The organism is Glutamicibacter sp. (genome assembly GCF_032154645.1).
In the GTDB taxonomy this organism is placed as follows: domain Bacteria; phylum Actinomycetota; class Actinomycetes; order Actinomycetales; family Micrococcaceae; genus Glutamicibacter.
The window spans coordinates 94,740-109,525 of sequence record NZ_JALDXV010000002.1 but is presented as its reverse complement, the minus strand read 5'-3'; the positions used below and the strand labels follow the sequence as shown (position 1 = coordinate 109,525).

Annotated in this window: 13 protein-coding genes; 7 read left to right on the top strand and 6 right to left on the bottom strand. The window is 66.8% G+C overall.

Annotated elements, in window-relative coordinates; genetic code table 11:
* The first annotated feature begins 137 nt into the window (after positions 1-137).
* Both RUH64_RS02410 and RUH64_RS02405 read left to right on the top strand, forming a co-directional pair.
* Positions 138-311, top strand: coding sequence for a hypothetical protein (locus RUH64_RS02410; RefSeq protein WP_313811020.1), 174 nt, complete (start codon positions 138-140; stop codon positions 309-311).
* The gene (locus RUH64_RS02405) at positions 268-903 is read left to right on the top strand and encodes a Fic family protein (RefSeq protein ID WP_313811019.1); all 636 of its coding nucleotides are present in this window, start codon (positions 268-270) and stop codon (positions 901-903) included. Before RUH64_RS02410 ends, RUH64_RS02405 begins: the two co-directional genes overlap by 44 nt.
* Positions 904-954: 51 nt before the next feature.
* On the opposite strand, the gene RUH64_RS02400 is transcribed toward RUH64_RS02405, so the two are convergent.
* The 3 genes from RUH64_RS02400 to RUH64_RS02390 form a co-directional block, all read right to left on the bottom strand.
* Positions 955-1,419: an HtaA domain-containing protein gene (locus RUH64_RS02400; RefSeq protein WP_313811018.1), complete on the bottom strand. Its 465-nt coding sequence runs from the start codon at positions 1,417-1,419 to the stop codon at positions 955-957.
* Positions 1,420-1,566: 147 nt separating this feature from the next.
* Entirely contained in the window at positions 1,567-2,931 is a 1,365-nt protein-coding gene (locus RUH64_RS02395; protein ID WP_313811017.1) for an aspartate aminotransferase family protein, read from the bottom strand.
* Positions 2,932-2,935: 4 nt separating this feature from the next.
* Positions 2,936-4,423: a CoA-acylating methylmalonate-semialdehyde dehydrogenase gene (locus tag RUH64_RS02390; RefSeq protein ID WP_313811015.1), complete on the bottom strand. Its 1,488-nt coding sequence runs from the start codon at positions 4,421-4,423 to the stop codon at positions 2,936-2,938.
* 89 nt (positions 4,424-4,512) lie between these two features.
* Between RUH64_RS02390 and RUH64_RS02385 the strand changes: the two genes are divergently transcribed.
* Both RUH64_RS02385 and RUH64_RS02380 read left to right on the top strand, forming a co-directional pair.
* Positions 4,513-6,033: a PucR family transcriptional regulator gene (locus RUH64_RS02385; protein WP_313811013.1), complete on the top strand. Its 1,521-nt coding sequence runs from the start codon at positions 4,513-4,515 to the stop codon at positions 6,031-6,033.
* Positions 6,034-6,093: 60 nt separating this feature from the next.
* Positions 6,094-7,695 (top strand): HNH endonuclease, encoded by a 1,602-nt coding sequence (locus RUH64_RS02380; RefSeq protein WP_313811011.1) that lies wholly within the window; start codon positions 6,094-6,096, stop codon positions 7,693-7,695.
* Here the strand turns inward: RUH64_RS02380 and RUH64_RS02375 are convergent.
* Complete coding sequence (locus RUH64_RS02375) at positions 7,692-8,315, bottom strand: TetR family transcriptional regulator (protein ID WP_313811009.1); 624 nt, start codon at positions 8,313-8,315, stop codon at positions 7,692-7,694. The two genes, RUH64_RS02380 and RUH64_RS02375, sit on opposite strands and share 4 nt — an antisense overlap.
* 135 nt (positions 8,316-8,450) lie before the next feature.
* Here RUH64_RS02375 and RUH64_RS02370 point away from each other — a divergent pair, with 135 nt between their 5' ends.
* The 3 genes from RUH64_RS02370 to RUH64_RS02360 are packed head-to-tail and all read left to right on the top strand — an operon-like array spanning position 8,451 to position 11,731.
* Positions 8,451-9,401 (top strand): alpha/beta hydrolase, encoded by a 951-nt coding sequence (locus tag RUH64_RS02370; RefSeq protein WP_313811007.1) that lies wholly within the window; start codon positions 8,451-8,453, stop codon positions 9,399-9,401.
* On the top strand, positions 9,398-10,990 hold the full coding sequence (locus RUH64_RS02365; RefSeq protein ID WP_313811006.1) for an NAD(P)/FAD-dependent oxidoreductase: 1,593 nt from the start codon (positions 9,398-9,400) through the stop codon (positions 10,988-10,990). The genes RUH64_RS02370 and RUH64_RS02365 overlap by 4 nt, the downstream gene beginning before the upstream one ends.
* Positions 10,991-10,996: 6 nt before the next feature.
* On the top strand, positions 10,997-11,731 hold the full coding sequence (locus RUH64_RS02360) for an SDR family oxidoreductase (RefSeq protein ID WP_313811005.1): 735 nt from the start codon (positions 10,997-10,999) through the stop codon (positions 11,729-11,731).
* Here the strand turns inward: RUH64_RS02360 and RUH64_RS02355 are convergent.
* A complete protein-coding gene (locus RUH64_RS02355) occupies positions 11,728-13,638 on the bottom strand; it encodes an acyl-CoA dehydrogenase family protein (protein ID WP_313811004.1) in 1,911 nt (636 codons plus the stop codon). The genes RUH64_RS02360 and RUH64_RS02355 overlap by 4 nt on opposite strands.
* Positions 13,639-13,702: 64 nt before the next feature.
* Positions 13,703-14,737 (bottom strand): ImmA/IrrE family metallo-endopeptidase, encoded by a 1,035-nt coding sequence (locus RUH64_RS02350; protein WP_313811002.1) that lies wholly within the window; start codon positions 14,735-14,737, stop codon positions 13,703-13,705.
* Between the last annotated feature and the right edge of the window lie 49 nt (positions 14,738-14,786).

Below are 14,786 nucleotides of genomic sequence, written 5' to 3'. Positions count from 1 at the left end.
GGCAAAAACGGCTAGTGCAGACAAGTCGATGATGGGCGTAGCTACTCGGTCCACCAAATGTAGACCTGCAGTTCCGCGCGTGGACCGCTAGTTGCTCATCGCATATAATTGATTAACCAACACTGGTGGGAGTAAAGATGTCAACTCTTGAAACGCGTACTAGTTGGGTTGAAGAAGCCAACCATAGCGTATATCTCGAAGGCTTAACCGTTTCGGCAGAGTATGTCGAAGAGTCGCAGAATTACGTTGCAGGCAAGATTTCTGCTGATGAATTGGTCAGAATTACGCGAGAGCGGTATGGCCTCAAATAGTAATGTGCAAGATCCATATTTAGTCAGCCCTGATGGAGTTCTACGGAACTTGGTCGGGGCTACTTCCTATGCAGAACTTGCAAAGGCCGAAGCTGATCTGGTCAGCGCCAGAACCGTGCAACTTGTCGATCGTAATGTGGTTGCCCATTCTCGAGACGATGTTGAGCTTAGAGCACTTCATCAGCACCCTTTCCAAGATATGTATGACTGGGCAGGCCAGTATCGAACGATCGATATGAAGAAGGATCTGAATGGTGAGTTTTTCGCGCCGGCCCCTCACATTCGGCTTCTCGTCAACAGCTTGATGTTGAGGCTCCAAGAAGGAGGGTCTTTCAAAGACCTTTCCAAAAGTGAATTCGTGACGGAACTTGTTCAGTTCTACGACGAGTTGAACTACATACATCCGTTTCGCGAAGGTAATGGCAGGACTCAAAGGGTTTTCTGGAGCAGAGTTTCGTTTGACGCTGGTTGGATTCTAGATTGGCGTCCAATACATGGTGACGAGCTCAATGAAGCGAGCCGAACTGCACGCGAGAATTCCGAGACAGGACAGTTGCAACGAGCATTATTGAAGTGTATACGCCCTAGATAGGTGGCTGCGCAAAAGGCCCCAGAAAAATTCCGGGGCCTTGCGCGGGTGCGATTAGCTGCGCAGCACGACGGTGACCTGTTCCATCTGCTGGCCGGCAGGGTATTGGCCGTTGAACATCTTCGAACCGGCCTCGGTGAGCACCGCGGAGAAGCGGGTCTTGACCAGGCCCATGGCGTTGGAAACGCTGGTTTCGGTCAGCTCGGCGATTCCCACGCGGTCATCACCGGCGCTGATGGTCAGCAAGATCTTGTCGTCGTTGTTTTCGATGCGCGGTTCGATGAGATCGAGCTTCATCATCCCGCCGTGCCCGGAGAAGGAGACGCGGCCGTTGAACCAGATCTCGTTTTCTGGAACCTCGGCGGCCGGGTGCACGGGGAACGCCAGCGCAGTGCCTGCCTGCCACACGCCGTTGGCGGCCTCGATGCGGCCGTCGGGCAGCGAAGAAATGTATCCGACGAATGAGGACTTCAGGCCCCATTCAAGATGCGGCTGGAACGGATCACCGGATCCCATCATGTCTGTTTCCTCCATAGATCGTGGGGCGCCGAAAAAGTACGAAGCTCCAGTATTTCACAGGCAGGGCACAGGCATGGCGCCCATTCATCTGCCAGCGATTAAATAAGTAGCTGGCAGGAAATCTCCTGCCAGCTACTTGCGCGTGGGCTAGTGAACGAAGCCGTCGGCGACGAGAAGCGCCTGCTCTAGGCGGTCCAGCGCCTCGATGAGCACCTCGTCCGCGATATTCATCGCCGGCACCACGTGCAGGCGGTTGAAGTTCGCGAATGGCAGCAGGCCTGCGGCCTTGGCCGCGGCGATCACCTGGTTCATTTCAGGCGAACTGCCGCCATAGGCTGCCAGCGGTTCGCGGGTTTCCCGGTTCTTGACCAGTTCGATGGCCCAGAACACGCCGGCTCCGCGGACCTCGCCCACCGAGGGGTGCTCGGCGGCGAACTGCGCCAGGCGCGGACCGATAATTTCATCGCCCAGGCGCTTGGCGTTTTCAACCAGCTGTTCCTCTTCCATCGCCTCGATGGTGGCCACCGCCGCCGCGCAGGCCAGCGGGTGGCCCGAGTAGGTCAGCCCGCCGGGGTAGACGCGCTCGCGGAAGGTCTCGAAGATGGCATCGCAGATCGCCACGCCGCCGAGCGGAACATAGCCTGAGTTCACCCCCTTGGCGAAGGTCAGCAGGTCCGGGGTGATGTCCCAGTGGTTCACCGCGAACCATTCGCCGCTGCGGCCAAAGCCCGCCATGACCTCGTCGGCGATGTAGACGATGCCGTACTTGGCCGTCAGCTCGCGCACGCCCGCCATGTAGCCGGCCGGCGGCAGGTAGATGCCCGCGGTGCCGGGGATCGACTCGAGGATCAGCGCGGCGATATTGTCCGGACCCTCCAGGATGATGGTGTCTTCCAGGTGCCTCAGCGCCCGTGTGGTCTCCTCCGCTTCGGTGGTGGAGCCGAAGTAGGAACGGTACGGGTAGGCGGGGAAGAAGTGCACGATCCCGTCGGACCCGGCATCCGAGGCGAAGCGCCGCGGGTCGCCGGTGATGTTCACCGCCAGATGGGTGCCGCCGTGGTAGGAGCGGTAGGCGGAGAGCACCTTGCGCCTGCCGGTATGCAGCCGAGCCATGCGCACCGCATGCTCCACCGCGTCGGCGCCGCCGTTGGTGAAGAAGATCTTGTTCAGGTCCCCGGGGGTGTGCTTGGCGATCAGCCGGGCCGCCTGCGAGCGTGCGTCGTTCACATGCTGCGGGGCGATGGTGGCGATCTTGGCCGCCTGCTCCTGGATGGCGGCGACGACCTTGGGGTGCTGGTGGCCGATGTTCGTGTTGACCAGCTGGCTGGAAAGGTCGATGAGCCTGTTGCCCTCGCCGTCCCACACATAGGAGCCCTCGGTTTTCAGCACCGTCATCGGGGTGAACGCGCCCTGGGCCTGCCAGGAGTGGAAGACGTGCTCGCGGTCCAACGCATAGGCGCGCTGGCCTTCGGCGATCAGCTCGTCGCTGATCTGCGTGATTTCTGTGGTCATGGCCCTAGTCGTTCTGTGGGAAGCCGAGGTTGATGCCGCCGTGGCTTGGGTCCAGCCAGCGCTTGGTCACAACCTTGTTGCGGGTGAAGAACTTGAAGCCCTCCGGGCCGTAGGCGTGCTGGTCGCCGAACAGCGAAGCCTTCCAGCCGCCGAAGGAGTGGTAGCCCACCGGCACGGGGATCGGCACGTTCACGCCGACCATGCCCACCTGGATCTCGTGCTCGAAGCGGCGGGCCGCGCCGCCGTCGTTGGTGAAGATCGCGGTGCCGTTGCCGTACTTGGAGGCGTTGATCAGCTCGATGCCCTCGTTGAAGGAGTTCACGCGCACCACCGAGAGGACCGGGCCGAAGATCTCGTCGGTGTAGATGGACATGTCGGTGGAGACGTGATCGAAGATGGTCGGGTGCAGGAAGAAGCCGTTGCCGTCCGCATCGGTGGTGCCGGTGCGGCCGTCCAGCGCCAGGGTGGCGCCCGCATCGATGCCCGCCTCGATGTAGCCTGCCACCTTGTCGCGGTGCTCGCCGGTGATCAGCGGGCCCATGTCGCAGCCGCGGGTGCCGTCGCCCACGCGCAGCGTGTTGGAGCGTTCGGCGATCTTGGCCACCAGTTCATCGGCGATCGGTTCCAGCGCGACGACCACGGAGATGGCCATGCAGCGCTCACCGGCCGCGCCGAAGCCGGCGTTGACCGCCATGTCAGCCGCCAGATCCAGGTCTGCGTCCGGCAGCACCAGCATGTGGTTCTTGGCTCCGCCGAAGGCCTGCACGCGCTTGCTGTTCGCGGTGCCGGTGGAGTAGACGTACTGGGCGATCGGGGTGGAGCCCACGAAGGACAGCGATGCGACGCGGTCGTCATGCAGCAGGGTGTCCACCGACTCCTTGTCGCCGTGCACCACGTTCAGCACGCCCTCGGGCAGGCCCGCCTCGGCGAAGAGCTCGGCCATCCAGTTGGCGGCCGACGGGTCCTTCTCCGATGGCTTGAGCACCACGGTGTTGCCCGAGGCGATGGCTACCGGGAAGAACCACAGTGGCACCATGGCCGGGAAGTTGAAGGGGGAGATGATCGCGGCCACGCCCACCGGCTGGCGCATCGACTTCACATCCACTCCGGTGGAGGCGTTCTCCGAGAACTCGCCCTTGAGCAGGTACGGGGCGTTGCAGGCCAGTTCGACGACCTCTAGGCCGCGGGCCACCTCGCCCAATGCGTCGTCCAGCACCTTGCCGTGCTCGGCGGTGATGATCGCCGCGAGTTCGCCCTTGCGCTCGGTGAGCAGCTCGCGGAACCTGAACATGATCGCGGTGCGGCGCGCCAGCGAGGTGTCGCGCCAGCCCGGGAAGGCTGCGTGCGCTGCGGCGATGGCGGCTTCGGTAGTGGCCTTGGAGGCCAGCGCCACCTGGCGGGCTACCTCTCCGGTGGCAGGGTTGTAGATGTTGCCGGTGCGGTCGTCGCCCGAGTAGTTGGCGTTGTTGATCCAGTGCTGCAAAGTTGTCATGGCTCCATCGTTGCCCAAAAATATGAGGCAGCCCACGTGCACTGTGTCATGATTTAAGCTGAACTCTTCACAAGGTGTAAAGGTGTGCGATGCTCACGGTGCGCGATGTACTGAATCTGCCGGTAGTCCAGGAGGCAGGACCGCGGCTGCTGTCCGAGGCGGACCTTGGCGTGGAACTGCGCTGGGTGCATGTAACCGAGTCCGAATCCAACGTGGACCTGCTCTTCGGGCGCGAACTGGTGCTCACCACACTGCGCAATGTGGTGGACCTCGACGACTTCCTAGGCTCGCTGCGCGCTGCCGGGGCGGCCGCGGTGATCATCGAGCACCCCACACCGCTGGCCATGCAGGCGCTGGACATCCCGGTGATCCAGCTCGAACGCACCGTGCGCTTCGTAGCGATCACCGAGGTCATCCACCAATTGCTGGTGGGCCAGCAGCTTGAGGCGCTGCAGTTCTCCCGCTCCGTGCACGAGCTGTACACCGAGCTGTCGCTGAGCGAGGCCGACGAGCAGCAGATCGTGATGCGCACCGCGGCGCTGCTGGACGCGCCGGTGGTGTTGGAGGACGTGCGCCACCTGGTGCTCGCCCACGCGCGCGCGCCGCTGGATGACTGGGTGGCGCGCTCGCGCTTCGTCGGCTTCCTGGAGCACACCGGGCGCGCGGCGGGGGCCGAGTCCTGGCTGCAGACGCCCGTGGGGGCCGCCCGCAACCGCTGGGGGAGGCTGATCATCCCCGCCGAATTGCAGGACGACGCGAACGCGGCGCTGGTGCTTGAGCGCGCCGGCCAGGCGCTGACCATCGCCAGGCTTTCGGGGCGCGACCAGCGCGAACTGCTCTACCAGGCACGCACCTCGCTGCTGCACGAACTGCAGGGAGCCCACGGGCACAGCGAGGCGGACGTGGCGGTGCGCGCCCAATCCCTGGGGCTGGACGCCGCCCCCTACTACGTGCCGCTGGTGATCTCGCTGCCCGCCGCCAGCACGCCCACCGACATGCAGCTGGCCGAACGCGCCGCGCTGGAGATCGTCGACCAGCTGGCCGACGGACTGCACCTAGGCCTGCTGTCGGGTTCGCTGAAACCCGGCTTCCTGGCGGTGATCCTGCCGCTGCGGGCCCGCGAGCTGGCCGACGCGGCGCTGCAGGGATTCACCCGGCGGCTTGCCGAACAGATCACCGCACCGCTGGCGGTGGGGGTGGGGGACAGCGGGTCGCTCGGGGAGGCGCTGGCGGGGCTTGAACAGGCGGCGCACGTCGCGCAGATCGTCCCGCACCTGCCCACCCGCGCCCAGCCCTACTACCGCTTTGCCGACCTGCGGCTGCGCGGGGTGCTCTCCGCGATGGGCGCCGACGCGCGGCTGCGCAGCTTCGCGCACACCGAGCTGGCGGGCCTGCTGAACCCGCTCGACGAGCAGGGCCTTGAACTGCTGGGGCGCTACCTGGAACACGGTGGAAACAAATCGGCGCTGGCCAAGGCCGGCTACCTCTCCCGCCCCGCGCTCTACGCGCGGCTTGCCAAGCTGGAGGCGAAGCTGGGGGTCCGCCTTGATTCGGCCGAATCCCGCACCAGCCTGCAGGTGGCGCTGCTCTACTATCAGCTGCACGGCTAGTTGTCCCCAGCTCGCGGCGAGACCGGCGCCCTGCCGCCGTCGCGCGCGCAGGCTTGATGCATGAACAGCGCAGCGGCACTCGTCGACCTGGCCCGGGCGGAAGAACTGCTCACCGGCGCCATGGCCCAGCTCGGCGAGGACACCCCCGCCGGGCACGCCGCCTATGCTGCGCGCCTGATCGAAGAGCTGGGCAAGCAGCTGATCCGTGCGCAGATCCGCATCGCCCATACCGTGCGCGCGGTCGGTGCGCACAAATTGGATCAACCATCGCTGCAGTCCATCGCCGACGCGGGCCTGCACCCCACGCTTGACGCCGCCGCCGCTGCCGCCGGGCACACCACCACCGAGCGCACCCACTACCGCAATGCCGCCGACCTGCTCGCCGGCTGGCTGGCCCTGCCCATCTCCTCGGTGCGCGAACGCATCGCGCAGGGCGACAACCTGATCGGCCAGGTCAACGCCGCCGGTGAACCGCTCAAGCCAGCCCTGGGCGTGCTGGCCAAGGAGTTTTCAAACCGGCAGCTCGACCCGAGGCTGATCCTCGCTGCGGCCCGCAAGATCAAGGGAGCCCGCAAGGATCTGGGTACCGGTGCCTCCGCCCGCGCCGCCTGCCGCGAGCTGCAGCAGCAGGCGCTGAAGTTCATCGCCCAGCAGCCCGCCACGGCCCGCAAGCACATCAATACGCTGGTCGCGCAGGCTGTGGGGGAGAAGCACAGCCCCAAGGGGTTGTTGGATCGGGCGGGAATCTATCGGCTGGGCCAGCGCCGGGGCCTGGAGCACCTGTTGATCAAATGCCTGCCCTCCCAAGCGGAGGCCATGTTCGCGGTATTCCGCGCCATCGACAATCCCAAGACCATCGCCGGCAACCGCGAGCGGTTGGCGCAGCTGCTGTCTGGTCTCGGGGCGGATGCTGCCACCGCATGGGACGATGCCGGCACCATGCCCGAATGGGCCCGCGGCACCGGTAAGTCCAGTGCGGCACAACCCCCTGCGCCGCAGGCGAAACAGCCCATCGAGGACCTGCGCCCCGAGCTGCGCCACCTGCTGGGCCTGCTGACCGCATTGCAGTCCTCGGGCTCCGACCCGCCGGGGCTCAACACCCAGATCGGCGTGATTTTGGACTACGACAAGATGATCGCCGCAGGCAGGGACTTCGCCGTCACCGTCTCCGGCATCCCGGTTCCGGCCGGAGAGGCCAGGGCACTGCTGTGCACCGCGGGGATCTACCCGCTGGTGCTCGGCGGCGCAAGCCAGATTCTTGATTTGGGCCGAACGCAGAGGCTCTACTCCGCGGCGCAGGCCCGCGCTGTGCGCACCGCCTACCGCGGCTGCGGCTACCCTGGATGCACCATGCCCGCCGGGCGCTGCGAACTTGACCATCTGGACAAGTGGGAGCTGGGCGGACGCACCGACATCGACACGGCGGACCTGTACTGCACGGTGCACCACATCGGGCGGCACTGCGGGCTGTTCCGCGCGGTGAAGGTGCCGGGTTCGCGGCCTATGGTGCTGCTGCCGCCGGAGCTCGACAGTGAACAGAAGCTGCAGTTCAACACGTACTTCTTCGGCCCCGCCGAGGCGTTGAAGCTGCAGCGGCAGGCAGCCGACGCCACCGCGCGCTGGAAGGCCGGGACGCTGCAGGTTCAGTTCGCCCAGGCCTAGCCGGCTGCGAGCTCCCGGGCCACGGCGGCCCAGCTGATGGCGGTGAGCTGGGCCAGCTGCTCCTCGTCCACGGCGCTGCCCATGGCACGGCGTCTAAAGGCCACGAACAGCGGAGCCATGAACACCAGGGCCGTGCCCTGGGCGGAAGCCGCGTCGGCGCAGACCCGGGACTCGCACAGCGCCGCGGCCAGGGGAGCCGAGCCGGGCAGGGCCTCGGGAAGCAGCCTGCTGGCGAGCAGCGGATCATTGTCGGTGGCCTCGAAGACCGGGCGCATCAGCGTGGCCGCGCCGCTCCAATGGGACAGCGCCCGCTGGATCCATCGCCGCAGTTCGTCCACCTGCGGGTCGCCGAACAACACCGCCAGCTCGCGGAAATCGGCCGCGAAGCTCTCCTGAGCCCTGACGATCAGCTCGCTGAGCAGTTCGGTCTTGCCGCCGAAGTGCAGGTAGAAGGTGGCGCGGCTGGTTCCTGCGGCGGCGGCGACGTCGTCGATGCGCGATTTCGCGTAGCCGTTGGCGGCGAAAACCTGTGCCGCCGCGTCGATCAGCAGCTGCCTGGTGGCTGCCTTCTGGCGGCTGCGCAGGGTGGGCTGCGGTGCAAATTTCGAGTAATCGGCCATGGCCCAATGGTAGACATAAAAGCAATTTCGTCCAGTCACTGACCTGTTAGTTGGGTGGATTGACCGGGCATATGGCCGATGATTTCCTTGAGGCAACGCACATTGTGGCTCAGCTCACATTCTCGAAAGGTTGCCATGTCCTACGCCTACGACCCGCAGATCCAGCCCGTGCTCGACTACCTGCCGACAATTGCCCTGGCAGATATCGACGGCACCCGCAGCATGCTTGCCGCCGCGTCCGAGCAGTTCCCGCCCTATGCGCCGGGCGAAGGAATCATGCAGGAAACCCTGCACGCCAGCTACAACGGAACGCAGGTTCAGCTTCTGGTCATCCGCCCAGCCCAGCGCGCGCAGCAGCCAGCGCCGGCGGTGCTCTGGTTCCATGGCGGCGGATTCGTGCTGGGCGACGCCCACGAGTCGCTGCCGTTCCTGGAACAGGTGGTGCGCGCCACCGGCGCGGTGGGCATCTCCGTGCAGTACGAGCTCTCCCCGGAGGCCAGCTACCCGACCGCCGTCAACCAGGGCGTGGCCGCGGCCCACTGGGTAGCCGAACAGCATCGGGAGCTGGGCATCGACCCGCTGCGCATCGCCCTGGGTGGGCAGAGCGCGGGCGGCGCCTATGCGGCGGGGCTGGCACTGAAACTGCGCGATGAGCAGGGCCCGGCCATCTGCCAGCTGGTGCTCGACGTGCCCGTCACCGATGACGCGGTGGCCACCGAATCCGTGCGCAGCTACACCGACACGCCGATGTGGAACACCGACAACGCCCGCCGTAGCTGGCAGGCATATCTGGCAGGTGCACCGGCCGACCCCTACGCGGCCCCCGCCCGGGCTGCGGACCTGTCCGGAATGCCGCCGACGTTCATCGCGGTGAACCAGTTCGATCCGCTGCGCGACGAGGGGCTGGAATTCGCCCGCCGTCTGGCCCAGGCCAACGTGCCCACCGAGGCGCACCTCTACGCCGGGACCTTCCACGCCTCCGCGGCGCTGGCCCCGCAGGCGGACGTGTCGGTGCGCCAGCTGCAGGATCTAACCGCCGCCTTCGCACGGGGGTTCGCAGCCAACATCTTGGAGGAGGCAAAATGATCGACGTCATCGTCATCGGCGGCGGATTCGCCGGAATCTACGCGGTGCACAGCCTCAAGGCCCGCGGCCTGAGCGTGCAGGGGTTTGAGACCGGCGACGACGTCGGCGGCACCTGGTACTGGAACCGCTACCCGGGCGCCCGCTGCGACGTGGAGTCACTGGACTACCAGTACGGCTTCGACGCGCAGGTCAACGAGGGGTGGGAGTGGTCCGAACGCTATGCCACACAGCCCGAAATACTGCGCTATGCCCGGTGGGCTGCGGACAAACTCGACGTGCGCGGCAGCTTCAAGTTCAACACCACTGTGCTCAGCGCGGAGTTCGTAGAGGACCACTGGCGCATCAAAACCGACGCGGGCGAAGTCTTCACCGCCAGCTACGTGATCGCTGCCTCCGGATCGATCTCCGCTGCCTCGGTCCCGCCCTTCGAAGGGGCCGAAGATTTCCAGGGGCTCAGCCTGCATCCGGGCCGCTGGCCTGCCGGCGGGGTGGATTTGAGCGGCCAGCGCGTGGCGGTGATCGGCGTCGGCTCCTCCGGGGTGCAGCTGATCCCCGAGGTGGCGGCGCAGTGCGCGCAGCTGACCGTCTACCAGCGCACCCCCGCCTACACGCTGCCGGCGCGCAACCGCCCGCTCTATGAGGACGAGCTGATCCGGGCGCGGGCCACCGCCGCACAGCTGGTCGAGGCGCGCAAGGCATCGCAGGCGGGCATGAGTTCCGGCTACACCACGCAGAAGCTCATGGAAACCGCGGAGCCGGAGCGCACCCGGCGGCTGGATGGTGCGTGGAAGCTGGGTGGCAACCTGTTCCTGACCACCTTCATCGACGCCACCTACGACGCCGAGGCGAACGAGGAGCTGGCAAGCTATGTGCGCCAGCGCATCGCGCAGACGGTGACGGACCCCGACCTGGCCCAGAAGATGACCCCGCGCGACTACCCGATCGGCGCCAAGCGCATCGTCACCGACACGAATTTCCTGTCCACCTTCAACCGGGAGCACGTGGACCTGGTCGACGTGCGCCGGGACCCGATCGAGGCGATCACCGCGCAGGGCATCCGCACCCGGGACGGTCACCGGGAGTACGACGTGATCATCTACGCCACCGGCTACGACAACCTCACCGGGGCGCTGACCCGCGTGGACTACCGCGGGGTGGGCGGGCGCAGCCTGCGCGAGCACTGGGCCGAGGGGGCGCGCACCTATCTGGGGCTGATGGCGGCGGGATTCCCGAACCTGTTCATGATCACCGGCCCGCAGTCTCCCTCGGTGCTGGTGAACATGATCGCCGCCATCGAACAGCACGTGGACTGGGCGGTGCAGGCCATCGCCGATCTCGGAGCCGGGGCGAGCATCGAACCGCGGGCGGAACTTGAGGATGAATGGGCCGCCGAGGTGGAGACGGCGCTGTCCTACACCCTCTACTCCAAGGCCAGGTCCTGGTATCGCGGGCAGAACATCGAGGGCAAACCCACCCGCACCCTGGTCTACGCCGGGGGACTTGCGAACTACCGGCAGCGCTGCGCCGACGAAGCAGCGCAGGGCTACCCGGGATTCATCGTCCGCGTGCCGCAGCGAACAGGAGAATAAAGGATCATGAGACTTGCAGGAAAACGCGCCCTGATCACCGGGGCCGCCAAGGGGATGGGCGCCGCCCACGCCCGCGCCTTCATTCAAAACGGGGCCCAGGTGCTGCTCGCGGATGTGGACGACGACGCCGGCGCCGCACTGGCAGAAGAACTGAGCGCCAGCTACATCCACCTGGACGTCACCAGCGCCGCAGACTGGGAAGCGGCCGTCGCCCGCGCCGCCAGCGAGTTCGGCGGGCTTGACGTGCTGGTGAACAACGCGGGCATCTTCGCCCAGGCCCCGCTGGAGGACACCACCGACGAAACCTGGCAACGGGTACTGAATATCAACCTGACCAGTGCATTCCTGGGGATGCGCGCGGCGGTCGGGGAGCTGAAGAAGTCGGGGAACGCCTCGATCATCAACGTCTCCTCCACCGCCGGGCTGGAGGGCTACCCGGGCCAGCACGCCTACGCCGCCTCCAAATGGGGGCTGCGCGGGATCACCAAGACCGCGGCGCTGGAGCTGGCTCAGTTCGGGGTGCGCGTGAACTCGCTGCACCCCGGAGCCATCGCCACCCCGCTGATCACCGCCTTCCGCGAGGTCACCGAGGAAGACCTGAGCGGCAATACGCTTGAGCGCTTTGCCCGCCCGGAGGAGGTCACCGGGCTGATGCTGTTCCTTGCCAGCGACGAGTCCAGCTTCTGCACCGGGGCCGAATACGTGGTGGACGGCGGCATCACCGCCGGCACCCGCTACTAGCTTCCGTAGGGCCGGCGCACGTCTTCCCTGGGGGCATCGGACCATGGCGCAATCCATGGGCCGGTGCCCTCGGACACGTCGCGCACACCGGTCTCCAGCCAGGTGAACTCACCGTTCAGCAGCTGCTGCGCCAGGTGTTCGTGGCTGTGCTCCCACAGGTGTTCGAAGTGCTGTTCGCAGCGTGCGGTGGCCTGCTCGCAGAACGCCTGCGCCAGCTGCTGCGCCGAGTCCGCCTCCGGGGCCCGGTGGTCGATGAGTGAGGAGGTCTTCGCGATCACCGAGGACATGGCAAACAACTCCGCGCCGATGTCAACGATGTGCCCCAGAAACACCTGCTGCTTCTCCAGCCCCGCCTGCCAGCGGGCCATCCCGGCGAAGGTCTGCCGGGCCAGCTTGCGGCTGGTGCGCTCGACATAACGCAGGTGCTTGGCCAGCGGCCCGTGCTCGGAAAAGGTGGTGGGCAGCGTGCCGGCGCCCACCGCGAGCTTGGGCAGCCAGCGGGCGTAGAAGCCCGACGCGTCCAGCGCCGCCTTGGCCTTCTCCTGGCGCGTCGAATCCGCCTGGGCCAGCGCCCCGGCCGCCTGCAGGTGCGCGTCCACCGCCTCGCGGGCGATGAGCAGGTGCATGATCTCGGTGGAGCCCTCGAAGATGCGGTTGATGCGCAGGTCGCGCAGCAGCTGCTCGACGGGGACCGCGCGCTCGCCGCGGGCGGCCTGGCTGGCGGCGGTTTCATAGCCGCGCCCGCCGCGGATCTGCAGCAGCTCGTCGGCGATCTTGCAGGAGACCTCCGAAGAGTAGAGCTTGGCCAGCGCCGCCTCGATGCGCACATCCTTCATGCCGGCATCTGCCAGCAGCGCGCTGACCTCGAACACCGCTTCCAGCGCGTAGGTGCTGGCGGCGATGTAGGCCAGCTTGGCGGCCACCGCCTGGTGTTCGCCGATCGGATGCCCCCACTGCACGCGCGCCGCGGACCATTCGCGGGCGATCTTCGTCGCCCATTTACCGGCCCCGGCGCACATCGCGGGGATGGACAGCCGCCCGGTGTTCAGCGTGCTCAGCGCAATCTTCAGCCCCGCGCCCTCGGTGCCCAGCCGGTTGGCCACCGGCACGCGCACCGAGGAAAAGCGGGTGACGCCGTTTTCAATGCCGCGCAGCCCCATGAAGGAGTTGCGGTTTTCCACGGTGATGCCCTCGGTGTCCGCCTCGATGATGAAGGCGCTGATCCCGCCCCGGCCCGCCGGCTGCTCGCCGCAGGCCTCGTGGGGCCCAACCGCGGCCATGACCACCAGCAGTTCGGCGACGACGCCGTTGGTGGTCCACAGCTTCGCGCCGTCGATCTGATAGTAGCTGCCGTCCTCGCTGAGCACCGCCTTGGTGCCCAGCCGGGCGGGGTCCGAGCCCACGTCGTTCTCCGTGAGCAAAAAGGCGCTGATCGCCCCGGCGGCGCAGCGCGGCAGGTACTCGCGCTTTTGTTCTTCGCTGCCGAAGGACTTCACCGGCTCGGGCACGCCGATGGACTGGTGGGCGGAGAGCAGCGCGCCCAGCGCCGGGCACACCGAGCCCACGCGCATCAGCGCCCGACCGTAGTCCAGCAGGCTCAGCCCCACCCCGCCGTACTCGGTGGGGATCTTCATGCCGAATGCGCCGATCTCACGCAGGGCGGCGATGTATTCGTCGGGGATGCGGGCCTCGCGCTCTACACGGGCGGCATCGAAGCCGTCGAGCACCGCGTCGAGCTTCGTCAAGAATTCCGTGCCGCGTTCGGCGTGCAGTTCCTGGGGCAGCGGTTCGATGAGCGAGAAGTCGACCTCGCCCATGTAGATGCCCTTGGCGAAGCTGGGCCGCAGCCAGCTGGTTTCGCGAGATTCTTCGGCCACTTGCCGGGCCGCAGCGGCATTGATGTCCATGGCAAACCCCTTTGTTGCTGGTGTCTGCCCAGCCTAGTCCCCGCGGCGCGCTTCGGCTAGGGAGCTAGCGCACCGCGTGCAGGTGGGTGCGGGCGTTGGACCCGCCGCCGGCCAGCAGTACGAAGGCCTGCCCGAAGGTCAGCTCGTGCAGCAGCTGCGCATTCAGGCCCAGCCGGTGGGCGATGCGGGTGGTGCCCAGGTGGTTCTCCACGCGCAGCGCGGGGAAGACGATGGAGAAGACCCGGGAGGTGGCGCGCACCACGGGCCCGGGAGGCTCCAGCGCGAGTTCCTGCATGAGCCTGCAATAGCCCTGTTCGTCGATCAGCTGCGCCTCGCGGGTGCGGCCCAGGATGACTGCCGCCGGGACGCCGAACATGGTCTGCAGATCCAGCAGCTGCCCGAGCCTCAGCGAGGCCCCCACGCGCAGCTGCAGGGAGAGTTCGGGCAGCAGGAGACTGGCGGCGAAGACGTCGGCCTCGTGTTCGGCGGCGCAGCCCTCGCCCTCTTCCAACGCGGAGTGCAGCAGCAGGTGCGCCAGCTCGTGGGCCAGCCGGTAGCGGGAGCCGGCCTCGTCGCCCGGGGACAGGAAGATGAAGCCCTGGCCGTCCTCCCAGAAGCTGAGCGTGACCGGCCCGGAGAGCACCCGCACCCCGTGGGATTCAAGCACGTAGAGCAGGTCCGGGATCGGCCCGCAGCCCAGGTTCCAGTCAAGCCGCAGCCGGTCGGCCGCCTGGTGCGCGTCGAGCCCGGTGTAGTCGGGGACCTGCGTGTCGGGCAGGGTAAAGCAGCCGGTGATCAGCGAATAGAGTTCGACGCCGCAGCGGGCCAGGGCCGCGGCGGAGGACTTTTGGACGCCGCCCAGCCGGCGCGGGGTGCGGTAGAAGATGCGCCGGGCCTCGATTGCACTGGCGGGGGCGAGGCTGAAGAAGCCGGGCAGGAATCCGGTGGCGGAAGCCAGCTCGGCGGCCAGTGCCTGCGGGGCGCCGTGCAGCTCGTAGTCGGCGATGGTTTCCGGGGCGAGGGCGAGCAGGCGGGCAAGCGCGATGATGCTCAGGCCCGCATGTTCGCGGGCCAGGGTGATACGGGTCGGTTCCAGCATGACATCCTGCTTCCAGCGGCTTAGTGCTCACAGTAGTGTCACGGGGATT